Consider the following 15,719-nt stretch of genomic DNA (forward strand, 5'->3'; position numbering starts at 1 on the left):
CAGTATAACGCTAAAATTTGCCTTGAAAGAAAAAATATCGATAAATCGTTCAATAGTTTTTATATTTTTCGTGACCTTTCTTGGAGTACTCAAACTGTCGTATTTCTTACATCAATATTTCATAGGGGGATGGCTTAATTTATTTTTTCACAGTTAAAGGATGAAAACGTGAAGATTATTAATAAAGTCATGCTATTTGGGTTGTCTCTTGCTGCTCATGCGGTATTGGCGGACACCGATATTTATTTAACCAATAACTCTGCGCTGCCGATGTCTATTACTGTGAAACAGACCGGATCTGATCAGTTGCAACAAGGCAGTGAATGGCAGCAACACAGTGAAACGCTAGGCCCGTGGGAAACTAAAATGGTGCTCAGCTTTAACCGCTGGCAAGGGGTGAAATCTGGCAAAACGTACCAATTTGAAACCATGGTGACTTTACCGCAAGGGCCGGTTTTCTCTTTACAGCAGAAGATGGAAGGTCATTGGTATAACTCAAGCATTGAGCATGGGGTACAAGCACGAGATGTTCCTCTTCAGTGGCAAAATGATCGTGCGGTTCACCGTTATTACTCAACGCAGTTGATTGAACGTCCAACCGAGCTTGCGTTTAAATCCGTCAGCACCACTCGTTACGACGACATTTATTACACCATTACGCCAACGAATACAGAAGAAACACCCGACGCTGAGACCTTAAAAGTGATGACCTATAACGTTTGGGCGTTACCTGTGATTGCTTCAAATATTGCCGAGCGTTTTGCTATCATCCCTCAGCATATCAAAGGATATGATGCCGTAATGCTGCAAGAAGTGTTTGCTGCGGGGCGTGATGCCTTTCTTCGAGAGCTGGCAAAAGAGTATCCGTACCAAACGAAGATGCTCGATAAGTCTGGGGTGAATATCCATGACGGTGGAGTAATCATCGTCAGCCGCTACCCAATTGTTAACCAAGGACAGTATGTCTTCCCTGATTGCTCGGGAACCGACTGTTTTGCTGATAAAGGGGTGAATTATGCTGAAATAATCAAAAATGGTCAGGCTTATCATCTGTTTGCAACGCATACTGCCTCGTTTGATACCGATACCGCTCGCGATTATCGCCAACGTCAGTTCAGACAGATGCGCAGTTTTGCGCAATCGTTCTCTATTCCCAGCACAGAAACGGTGATTTATGGCGGTGATTTTAACGTGAATAAACGTAAATTTGCCGATGACTATCAAAACATGCTCGCGAATCTTGCGTCAACCGAACCTAGCTACGCAGGCTATACCGAATCAACGTTTGATCCGCGTATCAATGATTTTGCAGGAGAACCCTTATCCGGTGGTGAAAACGTGGAGTACCTTGATTATGTGGTGGTAAGTCAAGAGTTTGCACAACCAAGCGAACAACAAAATCGCAATACTGTGCTGGTGCCAAGAACCACGGACGAGCGTTTATGGCAGCATTACAATTTATCGGATCACTTTCCGGTTAAAGCTGAGATCCGCTAGATGCGTTGGGTTAGGTTATTGATCTGCGTTGCCTTAGTCGGCAGCGCAAGTTATTGGTGGGTGAAGAGGGATGAGTTTCCCACTATCCAAACACCCCCCAATAGAATTGAGGTTGCATTGCCGGGCACGGTGCGTTTGCCAGAGCAAAGTAGTGTTGCTTTGTTGGCTAATCGCGATCATCCAACCCATGAAGAGTGGACACTCGTTGGTGAAACGCTGCAAACAGAAATAGGCAAAGCGCTGAGAGAGAGAATAGAGCAGTTTTGGCAGCAGTGTCGTCAGCAAAATGTGTGTGCTGCGCGGCTACAACAATTACAAGCGCAGTTGCCCCATGAACGCTATGAGCTGGTTGCACTCTATTGGCAAAAACAGGCGCAACGTGACGCGTTGCTTGGAATGGAACTCATCAGTCAGGATACGGAATTAGGTGACAAAATGGCTTATGTAAAATCGATTGATCAACAAGTATGGGGGCGACAAGCGGATATCTTGTTTGCTGATCAGTACGCTTATGATGATTTTGTACAGCAACCCAATGACTACGAAGGCATTGCTTCCGTAGAAGAGGCGTTGCAGAGCATTGAACAACGGCTTACACAGCATCAATATCAATGGGATGCCTTTTCATTAAACACAGGTAATGCACGCTATGAACAAGCGATTCGGCTGATCCCTCAACATTTATCGTTAGAACAGCGCTTAGAAGTACAACAAGGTTTGGCCGAACTTTACTTAAATGAACATGAGCGCAGTGAGGTGGCCCATCGCCAAATCGAGCAACAAGCGCAGGCTGCTCAAGTCATTGACTACCAGCAAGCGTTAGCGCAGTTAGAAAAGACGCTCTCAAGCCAGAGAAAGACAGCCTATGCCACCCTTTCGACAGAAGAGTGGGTGCGCTACGCGGCAAAGCAGCGTTATGAGTTTAGAAAAGCATTTTTTGCTCATTAGGATGAATAAGATAACCACTGCGCTCTTTATTCACTCGCCATGAACCGTTAAACTCACCAGCAAATAACTGACTTGGATTGATCATGGCAACCTTATCTCTACAAGAGCAAATGCTAAAAGCGGGTTTAGTTAACGCCAAAAAACTCAGCAAAGCGAAAAAGAGCTCTAAAAAATCGCGCGTGCAAGCACGTGAAGTGAAAGCGGCAGTAGAAGCGAATAAAGTCGAGCAACAAGAGCGCGACAAGGCACTAAATAAACAGCAAAAAGAGCAGTTGTTGAGCAAAGAAATTCGCGCTCAAGTAAAACAACTGATTGAGATGAATAAGCTGGATCTAAAACACGGTGAAATCAAATACAACTTTGTTGATGGTAAGTTGGTGAAGTCACTTTATGTCGATTCACTGGTTCGTGATCAACTGAGTAAAGGAATCCTGGCTATCGCGCGTTATGAAGATGGCTATGCTGTCATCCCGGGTGTGGTAGCAGATAAAATCTTCATGCGTGATGAAGAGAGCATTATCGAAAATAAAACCGCCGATGAATCTCTACCTGCTGAAGATGATCCGTACGCGGATTTCGTAGTCCCTGATGATTTGATGTGGTAATTCCTTCCGGCTCTCCTTCTCAACGGAGGAGGGCTCTCGTTCTCCCTTCCTACCTCTACTTTCCACTCTACAATAACGTTATCCGCGATAGTGGGTAGTGGTTCTTTTTCCGTTGAAGCTGTGGCTTGAGTCGAACTCAATACAATTTCCGCTATTAAGCCAAGTAGACGTATTAATAAGAGAAGAGTGGCTGCAACACAAAGTATCATTGGCTGATTCTTAAAGAAGATAAATGATACTTTTTGTCGAATGTTGCATGGGTGATGCTGCTAAACTTGTTCATGAACTTATTCATAGGAGAAAACAATGAACTCGACGATTTTTAGCTCGGCCATCGTCACCACGACGTTAACCACCAGCTTATTATTTACAGGGATGGCAAACGCTCTGCAACTCAGCAGCCGTGATATCCAAGAAGGCCACCCGATGGCAAAAACCTTTGAATTTTCAGGTTGGGGTTGTGCTGGGGAGAATCTTTCGCCGCACTTAATTTGGACTGATGCACCTCAAGGAACCAAAAGCTTTGCTATTACGGTTTTTGATCCAGATGCTCCGACAGGAAGTGGCTTTTGGCATTGGATTGCGCTGGATATTCCAGCGACAGTGAGTGAGCTAGCACGTGGGGTTGAAGTCAAAAAGCTCGGTGCAATAGAAACACGTATCGATTATGGCAGTGTTGGTTTTGGTGGTGCTTGTCCGCCAGAAGGGCACGGAATGCACCGTTACCAGTTTACGGTATGGGCTCTCCCGACGGAAAAACTCAATTTGGCGGCCGATGTATCACCTGCGGTGGTTGGTTTTACCCTCAATAGTTTGGCGTTAGAAAAAGCGACGCTGACCGCAACTTATACACGCTAATTCATGGGGGAGTGATGAATCACCAATACCAAGTCACCACTTTTCGAGCCGCTCAGCAACAAAGGCTGAGAAATGTGAGGATTCACTCTCCAAGCTTGATTCAGATCCAATCTGGCAGTAAAAAACTGTTTCATAAGGACGACGCCATCAATCTATCGAGCACTTCGTTATTATTGTGTGAGGCCTCAGCTTCGCTCAGTTTCGAAAATTTACCAGAACACGGTTACTTCTCTTCAAGGCTGTTCAGTTTCACCTACCGCCCGACCGAGGCGATGCTTGCGTTAAGCGCAAGTCATGATCGCCCAGTTATGTGGCCTGTGATTTCAACCAACTCTTCACTGAAAAGTTCGCTCAATGCGCTCGCCTCGTTCGATCTTTCGTTAATCAGCCAAGAAACCCAAGCTTACCTACTGATGGTGTTATATCAACAATTGGCTGAGCAAGGTGCGCTGCATTGGCTCTTTGAGAGTAATTCTCTACCCTTTGAGCAGAAGCTGAGAAACTACCTCGCCCAGTCACCAGAAGAAGAACATCCACTTGAGCGGGTAGCAACGCACTTTGCCATGAGCCGCGCGACCTTAATTCGACGCTTAAAGCAACATGGCACCCGTTACCGTGAGGTTTTGGCTGAAGTGCGTGTGAATCACGCGCTGAACTTAATGCAAAGTGGCCAACGAAATATAGCGATATTGGCGCAGTGTTGCGGCTACCAATCGGAACAACGATTTAATCAACGCTTTCGCAGTCAGTTTGGTTTAAGCCCCAAAGCGTATTTACAAACTCTTGGTATGCGAGGTAAAGGTACGCCAGATAAAGAGACAAAAAAACAGCCCATTTTATCCAATGAGCTATTTTAAGATTGAGAGTAGATCAAAGCGGTTTAGACACTTCATCAACCAAATACAAAATGGATTGATATGGAATGCCGCTGTGGTGTGATAGGCCAATTTCACAGGTACGGCTATTACTGAATCCGCGTTCGCAGTGAGCAGGGACTTGCTCTTTGAGCGGATGAACGGCCGCCGCATTCAGTTCTGGCGTGGTAAAGCCTTTATCGCCCGCCCAGCCGCAGCATTGAATATGCTCTGGCACAATCACTGTGCTGACGCAGGTTTGGGTCAATTTGAGCATGTCGGCTTCCAACCCCATTTTGCGCGCACTGCAGGTGATATGCAGCATCACAGTTTCTTCTTTGGCCTTGATCGCTAAAGAATCCAGCAGATACTTATTGACAAAACCGACGGGTTCTAAGATCTCCAGTGGTTTGGTAAATTGTTCAATACTGCGTTTTGCACACGGGCTGGTATCCATCAATACCGGATATTGCCCTTGTTGGCTAGCTTGCCATAACGAGGCTTCTAACTGCTGCGCTTTTGACTGCGCAAGCTCATTCATTCCCTTGCTGTCATAGGGCATACCACAACATTGGCTGTTGAGCTCGTTAGGTAGGATCACCTCATATCCTGCTTTGTTAAGCAGCGATAAGGTCACTTCGGTTAATGGCCGCTGATCGCCCGCGCTGTTTTGTTGGCCCATATTTCGGCTCGCACAAGAGGGTAGATAGACCACTTTTTTCTCACGGCGCGGCAGGTTTTCTACTGCAATGGTTAAGTTCTGATGATTGGCTTGCGGCAGTTGTGGATACCAAATAGGCGTTTTGCCTTTGCTGAGTTTACGCAAGCCGTTGGTTGCGCCGCCGACTAACTTGTCGCCCAGCCATTTGCTCGCCAATTGGTTGGCACTGAGGCCGATTTTAGCCACGGCTGTGGTGGCGGCAAAGTGATCCGCTGTCCATGTAGCAATGGGGATGAATTTTTGGTATTTCGCGGTGCGCAGCTTTTTCACTAAATCGCCAGTGTTGATGCCAACAGGGCAGCGCTCAGCGCATAAGCCAGTTGCGGCGCAGGTGTCTAATCCTTGGTATTCAAAGACTTTTTCAAGCTCAGAAGCTTCTACCGTTTCACCTTGCGCGCGTCGACGTTGTAGCTCGCGGTACAAGACGATTCGTTGACGGGGCGAGAGCGATAGTGTGCGAGATGGACAAACAGGTTCGCAAAACCCGCATTCGATGCAGCGATCGACTAAGGCATCGGCCGCTGGCATCGGCTTTAGGTTAGCTAGGTGAGAACGCGGATCATCGTTGATTATAACGCCGGGGTTGAGCAAGCCTTGTGGGTCAAACAGGGTTTTGATTTGTTGCATTAAGGTGTAACCGTCTTTGCCCCATTCCAATTCCACGTACGGTGCCATGTTGCGGCCCGTGCCGTGCTCGGCTTTGAGTGAGCCTTGATATTTCACTGCCACCAGCTCGGCCACTTCATCCATAAATGCGCCGTAGCGGTCGATCTCGCTTTGGCTATCAAAGCCTTGTGTAAAGACAAAATGCAAGTTGCCTTCCAGAGCGTGGCCGAAGATGATGGCTTCGTGATAGTGGTAGTGATCAAACAAAGCCTGCAAATCGCGCACACCATTGGCAAGGCTTTCTACCGGAAACGCCACATCTTCAATGATGACGGTTGTCCCTACTTCGCGCACCGCGCCGACGGCAGGGAACATCCCTTTGCGAATGCCCCATAAGGTTGCCACCGTTTTGGTATCAGAGGTGAATGGTACGGATTCGATGATCTGATAGTCGCTTAGTGCTACCATCACGGCGCTGCATTGTGAGTGAAGTGTTGCGTGATCGCTGGCGTGAGACTCAATTAGCAGCGCCGCGGCTTCTAGATCCAATTGCGCAATAAACGCGGGCATGCCAGCTCTGTCAGCGACAGAGCGCATCGCGCGTCCATCCATCATTTCGACTGCCGCAACTGGGGTTTTGGACAGGGTCGTAACCGCTTGGCTAGCCTGCTCAATATCAGCAAAGACAAGCAGCGCCGAGGCTTTGTGCGCGTGCTCAATGACGGTGTTGTAGGTGATGTCGGCAATAAAACCGAGTGTGCCTTCCGACCCAATCATCAAATGTTCAATAATTTCAATCGGATCAGAGTAATCAACGAGAGCATTTAGGGCATAGCCAGTGGTGTTTTTTAGGCGATATTTGTGGTGAATAAGCTTTGATAGTGTGTGATTTTGCGCCGTTTGTGCATGAAGTTGAGCAATACCTTCAATCAATTCGGGTTTAGCGATTTTGAATGCAGCGATGCTTTCTGGGTTTGCGGTGTCGAGCACGGAACCGTCTGCGAAGACGATCTTCATACTATCGACAGTGCGGTAAGAGTTTTGCGCAGTGCCGCAGCACATACCACTGGCGTTATTGGCGGCGATTCCACCAATTTTGCAGGTGTTGATTGAGGCTGGATCTGGGCCGATTTTGCGTTGAAAAGGGGCAAGGTATTTGTTGGCATCAGCTCCGATGACCCCTGGTTGTAGGGTGATTTTTTTGCCCTCATCGTGAATGCGATGGCCGCGCCAGTCATCGGTTAAGGCGATCAAAACCGAATCAGAAACTGCCTGACCAGATAAACTGGTGCCAGCGGCGCGAAACGTGCAGTGAACGCCAAGCTCGCGGCAGCTTTTAATGGCAAAAATGACCTCATCAAGGCTTTGTAAGCGCAGCACAATTTTCGGCACCAAGCGATAGAAACTGGCATCAGTGCCATAAGCAAGGCGTTTTGCCTGCTGCGTGATGATGCGCTCAGGGTCGATGCGCGTAGCGAGTTGCGTTTCCAGTTGACGATAGGTGGCGTCTGAAAGAGTGCTGGCCATCATTGTTTCCCATTTTAAATTGAGGTTGTGGATAGGTTAACGTGCGGCTACCGTTGGTTTGTCATCATGAGATTAAAGTTTGACTAACGAGTCTCGTGACAAATCGGCAATGGTTTTCGCTCCGGTTAAGGTCATGGCAACGCGCATCTCTTTTTCATACAAATCGAGCAAGTTCTCAACGCCGCTTTGACCTTGCGCCGCCAATGCATAAACAAACGAGCGACCCAGCAGCGTGCAGTCCGCGCCCAGCGCCAGCATGCGTACCACATCAAGCCCAGTGCGAATCCCTGAATCGACCAGAATTTTCAGGTCGCCCTTCACCGCATCAGCAATCGCAGGTAAAGCTTTGGCGGTTGACAACACTCCATCAAGCTGGCGACCACCGTGGTTGGATACGATAATGCCATCAGCGCCAAAGCGCACCGCGTCTTTGGCATCTTCTGTATCTAGAATGCCTTTAATGATCATCGGGCCGTCCCAAAAGTCGCGGATCCACTCTAAATCTTTCCATGAAATGGAAGGATCAAAATTCTCACCAAGCCAACCAATGTAGTCTTCCAACTTAGTCGGCGTGCCACGGTAGGCAGAAATATTGCCTAAATCGTGTGGTTTACCGAGCAAGCCAACATCCCACGCCCAGCTTGGGTGTTTCATCGCTTGAAACACTCGGCGCATCGCCGCATTAGGGCCGCTCATGCCAGAATGCATGTCGCGGTAACGCGCGCCGGGAACGGGCATATCCACGGTAAACACGAGGTTTTTTACCCCCGCGGCTTTGGCGCGCTCCAACACATTTTTCATAAAACCGCGATCTTTGAGCACGTAGAGTTGAAACCAAATCGGCCGAGCCAGCGCCGATGATACTTCTTCGATCGGGCAAACCGATACGGTGGACAGTGTAAAAGGAATGCCTTTATTTTCAGCCGCGCGCGCCGCTTGCACTTCGCCGCGCCGAGCGTACATACCAGTTAAACCAACAGGGGCAAGGGCAATCGGCATTGCAAGCTGTTCGCCAAACAGTTGTGTTTCTAAACTGAGCTCTGACATGTCATTAAGCACGCGTTGGCGCAGTGCGATGTCAGCTAAATCCGCGGTATTGCGTGTGAGCGTGTGCTCACCGTATGAGCCACCATCAATATAATGAAACAGAAAAGGAGGCAATTTCGCTTTCGCGGCAGCGCGATAGTCGGTGGAGGCTGAAATAATCATAGATTGAATCCTAATTTGTACAGAGCCGCCGCCTAGCGAGCTCTGCATTTATTACACAAGATTAATGGTTATAAAAACCAAGTTGATACCAAATCACATCACCAAACTTAGGGTTGCTGGGTCATTAGTACGTCGGTCATATTAAAGCCGTAAATCACCACTAAACCGATAAGGCCAGTCATCACAAGGTAGTAGAAAGTTGGGATAATGGTTTTGCGCAGCGTGGCTCCTTCACGGCCCAATAAACCGACCGTTGCTGATGCCGCGACGACGTTGTGAATCGCAATCATATTGCCCGCCGCTGCGCCAACAGCTTGTAGCGCAATGATCATCACACTGGAAATAGAAAGTGTTTGCGCCACTTCAAACTGGAATTGACTGAACATCATGTTCGACACCGTATTTGAGCCTGCGATGAACGCCCCAAGTGCGCCAACGGTGGCACTTAATGCAGGGAAGGCATCACCGACTAAACCCGCGGCAAAATTGGCGGTAGTGACAGGCATGCTCGCAAGCTCTGCGCCATTGACGCCAGAGTTAATAAAAATACGCACCATAGGGATAGTGAATACCAACACAAAGCCCGCTCCGATCAGCGTTTTGCTTGATTCACCGAATGCTTTGATGAGCGGTGTCGCACTGCGTGACTGCAATATTACTGCCAGTAACGCGACAAAAACCAAGATGCCACCGGGAAGATAAAGCGGTTGAATGGCCGTGCTGATGCCTGTTTCAGCCAGAATGTTGTTAAAGGATAGGCTCACTCCAGCCAGCAGTGACTTAAATTCGCTGCTCACACGGCTTGCCACAAGGATAACCGCGAGCAGAACATAGGGAGTCCAAGCCAATGCAAGGCCCATCGGTTTAGCTTTGATCTCCTCAATATCAATTTTTAATGAGCCTAACCACTCTGCGGGCCACGATTTCTCTTCTGGAAAATCCCATTGTGATTTTGGTACTAAAAAGCCTTTTTTCGCGGCCGTGACAACCAGTGCCAAGCTGATCAAGCCACCGATTAATGAGGGAAATTCTGGGCCAAGAAAGACGCCCGTTAGCGCGTAAGGCACAGTAAAAGCCAAGCCAGAGAAAATCGCAAAAGGCAAAATATCTAACCCTTCGGTCCAGCTTTTGTTTTTACCGAAAAAGCGCGTCAACATCATCGCCATTAATACTGGCATCAATGTACCGACTATCGCATGGGTGATGGCGACACTGGCGGTGATTTGCTGTAAATACACATCCCAACTTGAACCGTTGCTGATCAGCGTTTCGGTGATGTTGTGCGTATCTAACCCCTTGTTTACCCCAACAATAATGGGCGTTCCCACTGCGCCGAAAGAGACAGGAGTGGATTGGATCATCATCCCCATCAATACGGCAGCCAACGCCGGAAAGCCAATCGCAACCAGCAACGGAGCCGCGATAGCCGCCGGTGTACCAAAACCAGAAGCGCCTTCAATAAAAGAGCCAAAACACCACGCAATGATAATGGCTTGCACACGGCGATCAGCCGAAACATCAGTAAAACCGTTACGAATGGTGGTGATAGCACCAGTGTGTTTTAAGGTGTTGAGTAGGAAGATTGCGCCAAACACAATCCAGAGCACGGAAATCGTGATACCGAACCCTTGCAAAACAGAAGCGAGCACGCGGTTTGCCGACATATCCCAAAATGTGAGGGCGATGGCCACAGTTAATGCAAAGGCCACGGGCATCGCCTTTTTCGCAGGCCAGTTGAGCCCGACTAAAAGAATCGCTGCCACCACAATGGGGGAGAAGGCCACTAGTGCCAGTAAGGTTTCGTTCATTGGATACTTCCTCGTAAAGTGTGCTCTTCGTACTAGCTCTAAATAGTAGGATAGTTGTGGAGCAGACATCCTGTAGGGGCTACAGACCTTTCGGCCACGTCGGGTAGCTAAATTATTATATTTGTGATGTTTTTGTTAATTCGGGGTGAATTTACTCCTTTATTTTTTATGGATATAGGGAAATAATGAAAATAATTAATTCCAAAATTGACATAATAAGATGCGAGCAGACGACCTAATATTGTTTTCACAAGTGATGGAACTGGGAAGTTTTAGTAAAGTAGCAGAACAGAATAGCCTTACAAATTCAGTAGTTAGTAAAAGAATGGCGCGTTTAGAAGAAGAGTTAGGCGTGCAGCTATTATATCGAACTACGCGTAAATTAACTCTGACTGAAGCAGGCAAGGCACTGTTACAGGGTGCGAAAAATGTGAAGCTTGCCACTCAAGAAGCCGTCGATGCGGTGGCTGGATTTGGTGAAAATATCAGCGGCCACATCAAAATGTCGGTACCCACCATATCAGGCGATCTAATATTGGCCGACGCGGTTGCGGAATTTTGCAATTTACACCCTGGCTTAACGGTGGACATGTCGCTTGATAACCGTTTTGTTGATTTAGTGGAAGGAGGTTTTGACCTAGTGATCCGCACTGGTTACTTGGAAGATTCAAGCCTAATTGCGCGGCATATTTTAGACTCACAGTGGGTTGTGTGCGCTTCTCCCTCTTATATTGCGAAAAATGGAAAACCGTTAAAACCGGAAGATTTAGTCAACCACAACTGTTTTCAATATGCCTACCAAACCACAGGCGCGAGCGAGTGGGAATTTAAAGGCCGCAAAGGAAACTACATTGTCACAGTGTCGGGCTGCTTCTCTACGGATAACGCCACGGCACTGAGAAAAGCGGCTTTAGGCGGCCACGGCATTGCTTATGTACCGCGCTGTTTGGTTTATCATGATTTTCGTAACGGCCAACTAGTGGATATTTTCCCGGAACAAGTGGGCAAAAAATTGGGTATATATGCCGTGTATCCGTTTACTCGCCAACCCCCGAATAAAGTCCGCTTGCTGATAGAGCACATCCGCGCCCGCTATTTGACTATTTCACACTATTTTTGAGTGCCAACTTATGTAAAGCATGCCTTCGGTCTGTATACCGTTCTGCTCCTCCCCCTTTTAGGGGGAGGTTAGGAGGGGGTACTGCCAGCAACCAAGAAACACCCCACCCTAACCCTCCCCTTGAAGGGGAGGGAATCAGTTTCGTGCTCGTTGAGAGTGTGCCATTTATTATGATTGGTATGGCTTACTAAAACACTGTTGCCCCAAACCTTGTTAGTGTAATTACTCATCCAAATTCTGTTCATGGCAGTTTGGCATAATTGACGTTATTCGAAAGTATTGTAGGTTTCGTTTTACGGGAGGCCCGACATTGCTGTTCTTCAATAGTAGGTTGAATGGTTACATTCTACTTTTCGCACATTGTGCAACAGTGAGAGATTTATCTGATAGGGACAGGTGCTGAAGGCTCTTTACCTTTGTTAGCAACAGGCTTGGAAAGCCTTATAAACAGATGATATTTATTGTTCAAAATGCCTCCAAGCTCCGAATGACCTGAGGTCATGTAACAGCAAACTAAAGAGAAGTTTAACGGCGTTCGACGTAATGAAACATACTTTATATTCAATGCTTTATAGGTTTTATTGAAAATGATTTTAGTTATGCGTTTACTAGTATAAGAAAATTATCACAAGCGTATTAACCTCATTAGAACCATCAGGATTGCGACAATGACTCCCTATAGGAGACATGACAAAGAACAAAATTCATACAAATAGTTGCGCATAGTCACGTTTAACATCAAAAAAGTGCAAGGATTTTACCAGTAAGTGTATTAATGCGTAATCTTTAAAATGTTTTCATATCAATATCTTAAGTTAAATCATCCTAAGTTCATTTAAAAAGTAACGCATATGCGTTACTAATAATGATGCTATAGTTACGCATCAATAGGTTTACTTGCTTTAAAACTAACAGTTAAAGTAAGTAAACACATTATTGTGTAACCTTTAATCTACTGATTTTTTTTAGCAAAAAAATAAAAAATAAAAAAACAAGAACTTAGTAACGCATATGCGTTACTATAGTTTAACTGTATGTGCCAAGGGTTGTGAGATGAAAAATCTAGAATTAAGTTGCGCCGACTACTTAGAAGAGTACTTCCAAGTAGGCCTCTTTGGGCTATCTAAAGAGACGCCATCAGTTCCTATGCAGTTCAAAAACAAGCTAAAAGTAATACTTGGAAAATTGGGAGGGTTAAGCTTCTATGTCGTATACACCTATGACGACATCATCTTTGCTCAAAGCAATCGTTACATGTTTGACAAACTGTTAAGCAGGCTTAATGACTACCCAATACTGTTTGTCATAGATGAGTTGAAGCGCTCAACAATTCTCCAATTAACTGAGAAAAGAATTGCTCATATAGTTCCTTTTGAACGCTCTTACATACCTGAATTAATGCTTCACCAGGACAAACCACCAAAAGAGAACATCAAACTATTCCCTTCAGAGAGACTGGGGATCTTACCTACGAACATAGTTGCTAGATTTCTTGATGGCTTTATACCGCGCACATTTACTACTTCAGACATTCAATTGGATGTGTCAAAAGCATCCATATCTAGAAGTATTAAGGAACTACAAGATGTAGGGCTCATTAAAGCAGAAAAAATCGGTCGCTCTTATCAGATGAAGTTCTTACATAGTAGGAAAAAAATCTGGGAAGCAAGAGAGTACCTTTTAGCCAAACTAGCTTCTGACGTATATCAAGTACCAAAAAGCGTCATTGAAGGGCCAACCGTGCTGGCTGGAGAGTCAGCTCTATCTAGATATACATTGCTAAGTCCCCCCCAAGTCCCTTGCTACGCTGTTGTAATGGATAATGATGCTCGTAAAGACTTTGCGATAACTTCAAACACAATCAACAAGGTTTCCAAGTACTTTATAAAAGAGCGAAGACCAAGTTGGGAAGAATTTCAAGAAGAGATAGAACTACAAGTCTTCCCTTACGTTCCACTGACGAAAACAATTAGAGATTGTGACGTAATCTCCCCCTTAGTGCTTTCTCTAAGTGGCTATAAAGACAGAGAACCACGAATTAGAACTAGCTTTGAAGAACTCGACGAAATAATCTTCGAGAGGTTAGTTCAGCTAGATCAACAAGATTTTGAGTAAGGAGCATTAAAATAATGGAAGCTAAGTTAAAACACTTTAGTGAAACCCTAAATGCACACCAAGATAAGTACATTCTAATTGGTGGTAACGCTTGTGGACTCGTGTTTGAAAGCAAAGGTCAACAGTTTCGTCAAACACAGGATCTAGATATTGTTCTTGTTATTGAAGAGTTCACTGAAGACTTTGCTAAAGATCTATGGGCTTACTTGGATGAGGGGAACTACCAAGGTAAAAAGTTCCACCAAAGCGGTACATCTGGAAATGTATATCGATTCGTAATTTCAGACGACTCTGAAACATTGGACACCTACCCTAAACAAATCGAACTCTTCTCTCGAAAGCCTGATGATGTCGATTTGTTTGAGAAAGAGCACCGTACACCAATCGAAACTGCTGAAGGGATCTCAAACTTTTCAGCGATTCTTGTGGATGATGACTACTACTCGTATTTGAGAGAATCGGTCATATCCATTGATACAGTTAATACTGTTCATCATATGTGTCTCATGGTACTCAAAGCGAAAGCTTGGATCGGAAACAAAGAGTTATTTGCCCAAGGAAAAATCAAAGAAGGTGATGTTCATAAACATCCTTTCGATATCTGTCGCTTACTCGCTCTATATGACGACGAGGAAGATGGTACACAACAAGTACTAGGACGTATCTACGATGACTTGATGACTGTTGTGGAAATGTTCAAATCTCAGGATGAGCAAGAATTACTTGAAGCCAACCGTGGTGGACAAGAATTACCAATAGCTTACTCCGATGCCGCAGATATGATATCTCAAATATTCGTAGTGGAAGAATAGATCTCCCATTCAATAGCGGCTGTAATTTGATAGCCGCTTTTCCCTACTTAACCCAGTTTGCTTCATTGTAGTAATACCTATCCTGATCTACACCATCAACATTGGGTATTGGGCTAAGAGAATTTGTCATACTCAAAGTAATTCATTGATTGCTAACATCCGACTTTTCGAAAATAGATTTTGCCCCATTATTTGGTAGACCTTTACTCATTCACATCCTGTTCATGGGCTTTTGCCCTATTAAAAGTTATCCATTCTTCTCATGTTGTTGGCTGTTAATCCCCGAGATGTAATACGGGGTGAAAGTACTAAAGTTGTAGAAACCAGTTCACTAACAAGTAGTTGATTATCTGAATGCAATACTGCAAAGTCATTGACTTTATGAATGAGGTAGCAATGAAACAACTCCTAGAAAAAGTAGCTAAAAAGCGCGATATCATATTATTTGTACTATCGCTTATTATCCCAATGTTATTTATACAAACATCAGATGACCCCCAAATTAGGTGGCATAACTTTACGAGTCCGTTGAAGATGCCAGTGGCAACCAAGTCTGCTGTTGACACACTATCAGTGAACTCAATTGAGTTCACTGGTCGGGATAAAGGTCTGTTACAAATATATCTTAACCCCAACTACGTGTCCTATATCACTGCAAAATCAACTTCTTTGGATAAAAAAGAGCCATTGGAACTGTGCGATTCAGATTTGGAAGGCTTTGTATCAAAGTGCATTAGAGATATTGGAGACACCGAAAGCGTCAAGCTCTTTGTATGGGGAACATTTAATACATTCGAAACAGCAATGAATTCTGGCGGAAATATTATTCGCATGAAGCATGATGGTGAAGAGATTTTCATCGACAATGATGATTCAACTATCCCCTCAACTGTGCTCTGGCTTATTTATATATTATTTGTTGTAACAGTTACCGCACTAAAGAGGCGATAGGTTATGAGAAATATGATATCAAAAGTATTTTCATTAGTAACAAGGACATATGCTTTTATAATCGATTGTATTGCGTATTCTTTGTTGT

The 15,719-nt window shown here is 45.4% G+C and carries 12 protein-coding genes; 9 read left to right on the top strand and 3 right to left on the bottom strand.

Annotation, left to right across the window (positions count from 1 at the left end; genetic code table 11):
* The first annotated feature begins 168 nt into the window (after positions 1-168).
* The 5 genes from AACT21_RS15140 (at position 169) to AACT21_RS15160 (ending at position 4,765) form a co-directional block, all read left to right on the top strand.
* Positions 169-1,497 carry a sphingomyelin phosphodiesterase gene (locus AACT21_RS15140; protein ID WP_094163709.1) on the top strand — a complete coding sequence of 443 codons (1,329 nt, stop codon included), beginning with the start codon at positions 169-171 and terminating at the stop codon, positions 1,495-1,497.
* Complete coding sequence (locus tag AACT21_RS15145; protein WP_254917169.1) at positions 1,498-2,445, top strand: hypothetical protein; 948 nt, start codon at positions 1,498-1,500, stop codon at positions 2,443-2,445.
* A gap of 83 nt (positions 2,446-2,528) precedes the next feature.
* Entirely contained in the window at positions 2,529-3,050 is a 522-nt protein-coding gene (locus AACT21_RS15150; RefSeq protein WP_026027777.1) for a DUF2058 domain-containing protein, read from the top strand.
* Positions 3,051-3,356: 306 nt separating this feature from the next.
* A complete protein-coding gene (locus tag AACT21_RS15155; protein ID WP_088729779.1) occupies positions 3,357-3,908 on the top strand; it encodes a YbhB/YbcL family Raf kinase inhibitor-like protein in 552 nt (183 codons plus the stop codon).
* 14 nt (positions 3,909-3,922) lie between these two features.
* Complete coding sequence (locus AACT21_RS15160) at positions 3,923-4,765, top strand: helix-turn-helix transcriptional regulator (RefSeq protein ID WP_254917170.1); 843 nt, start codon at positions 3,923-3,925, stop codon at positions 4,763-4,765.
* A 13-nt stretch (positions 4,766-4,778) separates the two neighbouring features.
* Here AACT21_RS15160 and AACT21_RS15165 read toward each other — a convergent pair whose 3' ends face one another.
* The 3 genes from AACT21_RS15165 to AACT21_RS15175 form a co-directional block, all read right to left on the bottom strand.
* Positions 4,779-7,619 carry an FAD-binding and (Fe-S)-binding domain-containing protein gene (locus tag AACT21_RS15165; RefSeq protein ID WP_445285944.1) on the bottom strand — a complete coding sequence of 947 codons (2,841 nt, stop codon included), beginning with the start codon at positions 7,617-7,619 and terminating at the stop codon, positions 4,779-4,781.
* Between the two features lie 69 nt (positions 7,620-7,688).
* Complete coding sequence (gene lldD, locus AACT21_RS15170; protein WP_094130067.1) at positions 7,689-8,825, bottom strand: FMN-dependent L-lactate dehydrogenase LldD; 1,137 nt, start codon at positions 8,823-8,825, stop codon at positions 7,689-7,691.
* Positions 8,826-8,932: 107 nt separating this feature from the next.
* Positions 8,933-10,633, bottom strand: coding sequence for an L-lactate permease (locus AACT21_RS15175; RefSeq protein ID WP_029189968.1), 1,701 nt, complete (start codon positions 10,631-10,633; stop codon positions 8,933-8,935).
* A 220-nt stretch (positions 10,634-10,853) separates the two neighbouring features.
* Here AACT21_RS15175 and AACT21_RS15180 point away from each other — a divergent pair, with 220 nt between their 5' ends.
* The 4 genes from AACT21_RS15180 to AACT21_RS15195 all read left to right on the top strand — a co-directional run bounded on the left by AACT21_RS15180 (position 10,854) and on the right by AACT21_RS15195 (position 15,631).
* On the top strand, positions 10,854-11,753 hold the full coding sequence (locus AACT21_RS15180; RefSeq protein ID WP_094163717.1) for a LysR family transcriptional regulator: 900 nt from the start codon (positions 10,854-10,856) through the stop codon (positions 11,751-11,753).
* Positions 11,754-12,806: 1,053 nt separating this feature from the next.
* Positions 12,807-13,868 (top strand): helix-turn-helix transcriptional regulator, encoded by a 1,062-nt coding sequence (locus tag AACT21_RS15185; RefSeq protein WP_094163718.1) that lies wholly within the window; start codon positions 12,807-12,809, stop codon positions 13,866-13,868.
* 14 nt (positions 13,869-13,882) lie between these two features.
* Positions 13,883-14,680, top strand: coding sequence for a hypothetical protein (locus AACT21_RS15190; RefSeq protein WP_072609354.1), 798 nt, complete (start codon positions 13,883-13,885; stop codon positions 14,678-14,680).
* A 396-nt stretch (positions 14,681-15,076) separates the two neighbouring features.
* On the top strand, positions 15,077-15,631 hold the full coding sequence (locus AACT21_RS15195) for a hypothetical protein (protein WP_094163720.1): 555 nt from the start codon (positions 15,077-15,079) through the stop codon (positions 15,629-15,631).
* Positions 15,632-15,719: the final 88 nt, after the last annotated feature.

This window comes from Vibrio sp. V08_P9A1T1 (assembly GCF_963874405.1).
GTDB classification, from domain to species: Bacteria; Pseudomonadota; Gammaproteobacteria; order Enterobacterales; family Vibrionaceae; genus Vibrio; species Vibrio anguillarum.

What these genes read in the sequence shown, in the direction of transcription:
- AACT21_RS15185 (WP_094163718.1), top strand. Translation starts at nt 12,807, where the DNA reads ATGAAAAATCTAGAATTAAGTTGCGCCGACTACTTAGAAGAGTACTTC.
- AACT21_RS15165 (WP_445285944.1), bottom strand. Translation starts at nt 7,619, where the DNA reads ATGATGGCCAGCACTCTTTCAGACGCCACCTATCGTCAACTGGAAACG.
- AACT21_RS15180 (WP_094163717.1), top strand. Translation starts at nt 10,854, where the DNA reads ATGCGAGCAGACGACCTAATATTGTTTTCACAAGTGATGGAACTGGGA.
- AACT21_RS15155 (WP_088729779.1), top strand. Translation starts at nt 3,357, where the DNA reads ATGAACTCGACGATTTTTAGCTCGGCCATCGTCACCACGACGTTAACC.
- AACT21_RS15145 (WP_254917169.1), top strand. Translation starts at nt 1,498, where the DNA reads ATGCGTTGGGTTAGGTTATTGATCTGCGTTGCCTTAGTCGGCAGCGCA.
- AACT21_RS15175 (WP_029189968.1), bottom strand. Translation starts at nt 10,633, where the DNA reads ATGAACGAAACCTTACTGGCACTAGTGGCCTTCTCCCCCATTGTGGTG.
- AACT21_RS15190 (WP_072609354.1), top strand. Translation starts at nt 13,883, where the DNA reads ATGGAAGCTAAGTTAAAACACTTTAGTGAAACCCTAAATGCACACCAA.
- AACT21_RS15150 (WP_026027777.1), top strand. Translation starts at nt 2,529, where the DNA reads ATGGCAACCTTATCTCTACAAGAGCAAATGCTAAAAGCGGGTTTAGTT.
- lldD (WP_094130067.1), bottom strand. Translation starts at nt 8,825, where the DNA reads ATGATTATTTCAGCCTCCACCGACTATCGCGCTGCCGCGAAAGCGAAA.
- AACT21_RS15160 (WP_254917170.1), top strand. Translation starts at nt 3,923, where the DNA reads ATGAATCACCAATACCAAGTCACCACTTTTCGAGCCGCTCAGCAACAA.
- AACT21_RS15195 (WP_094163720.1), top strand. Translation starts at nt 15,077, where the DNA reads ATGAAACAACTCCTAGAAAAAGTAGCTAAAAAGCGCGATATCATATTA.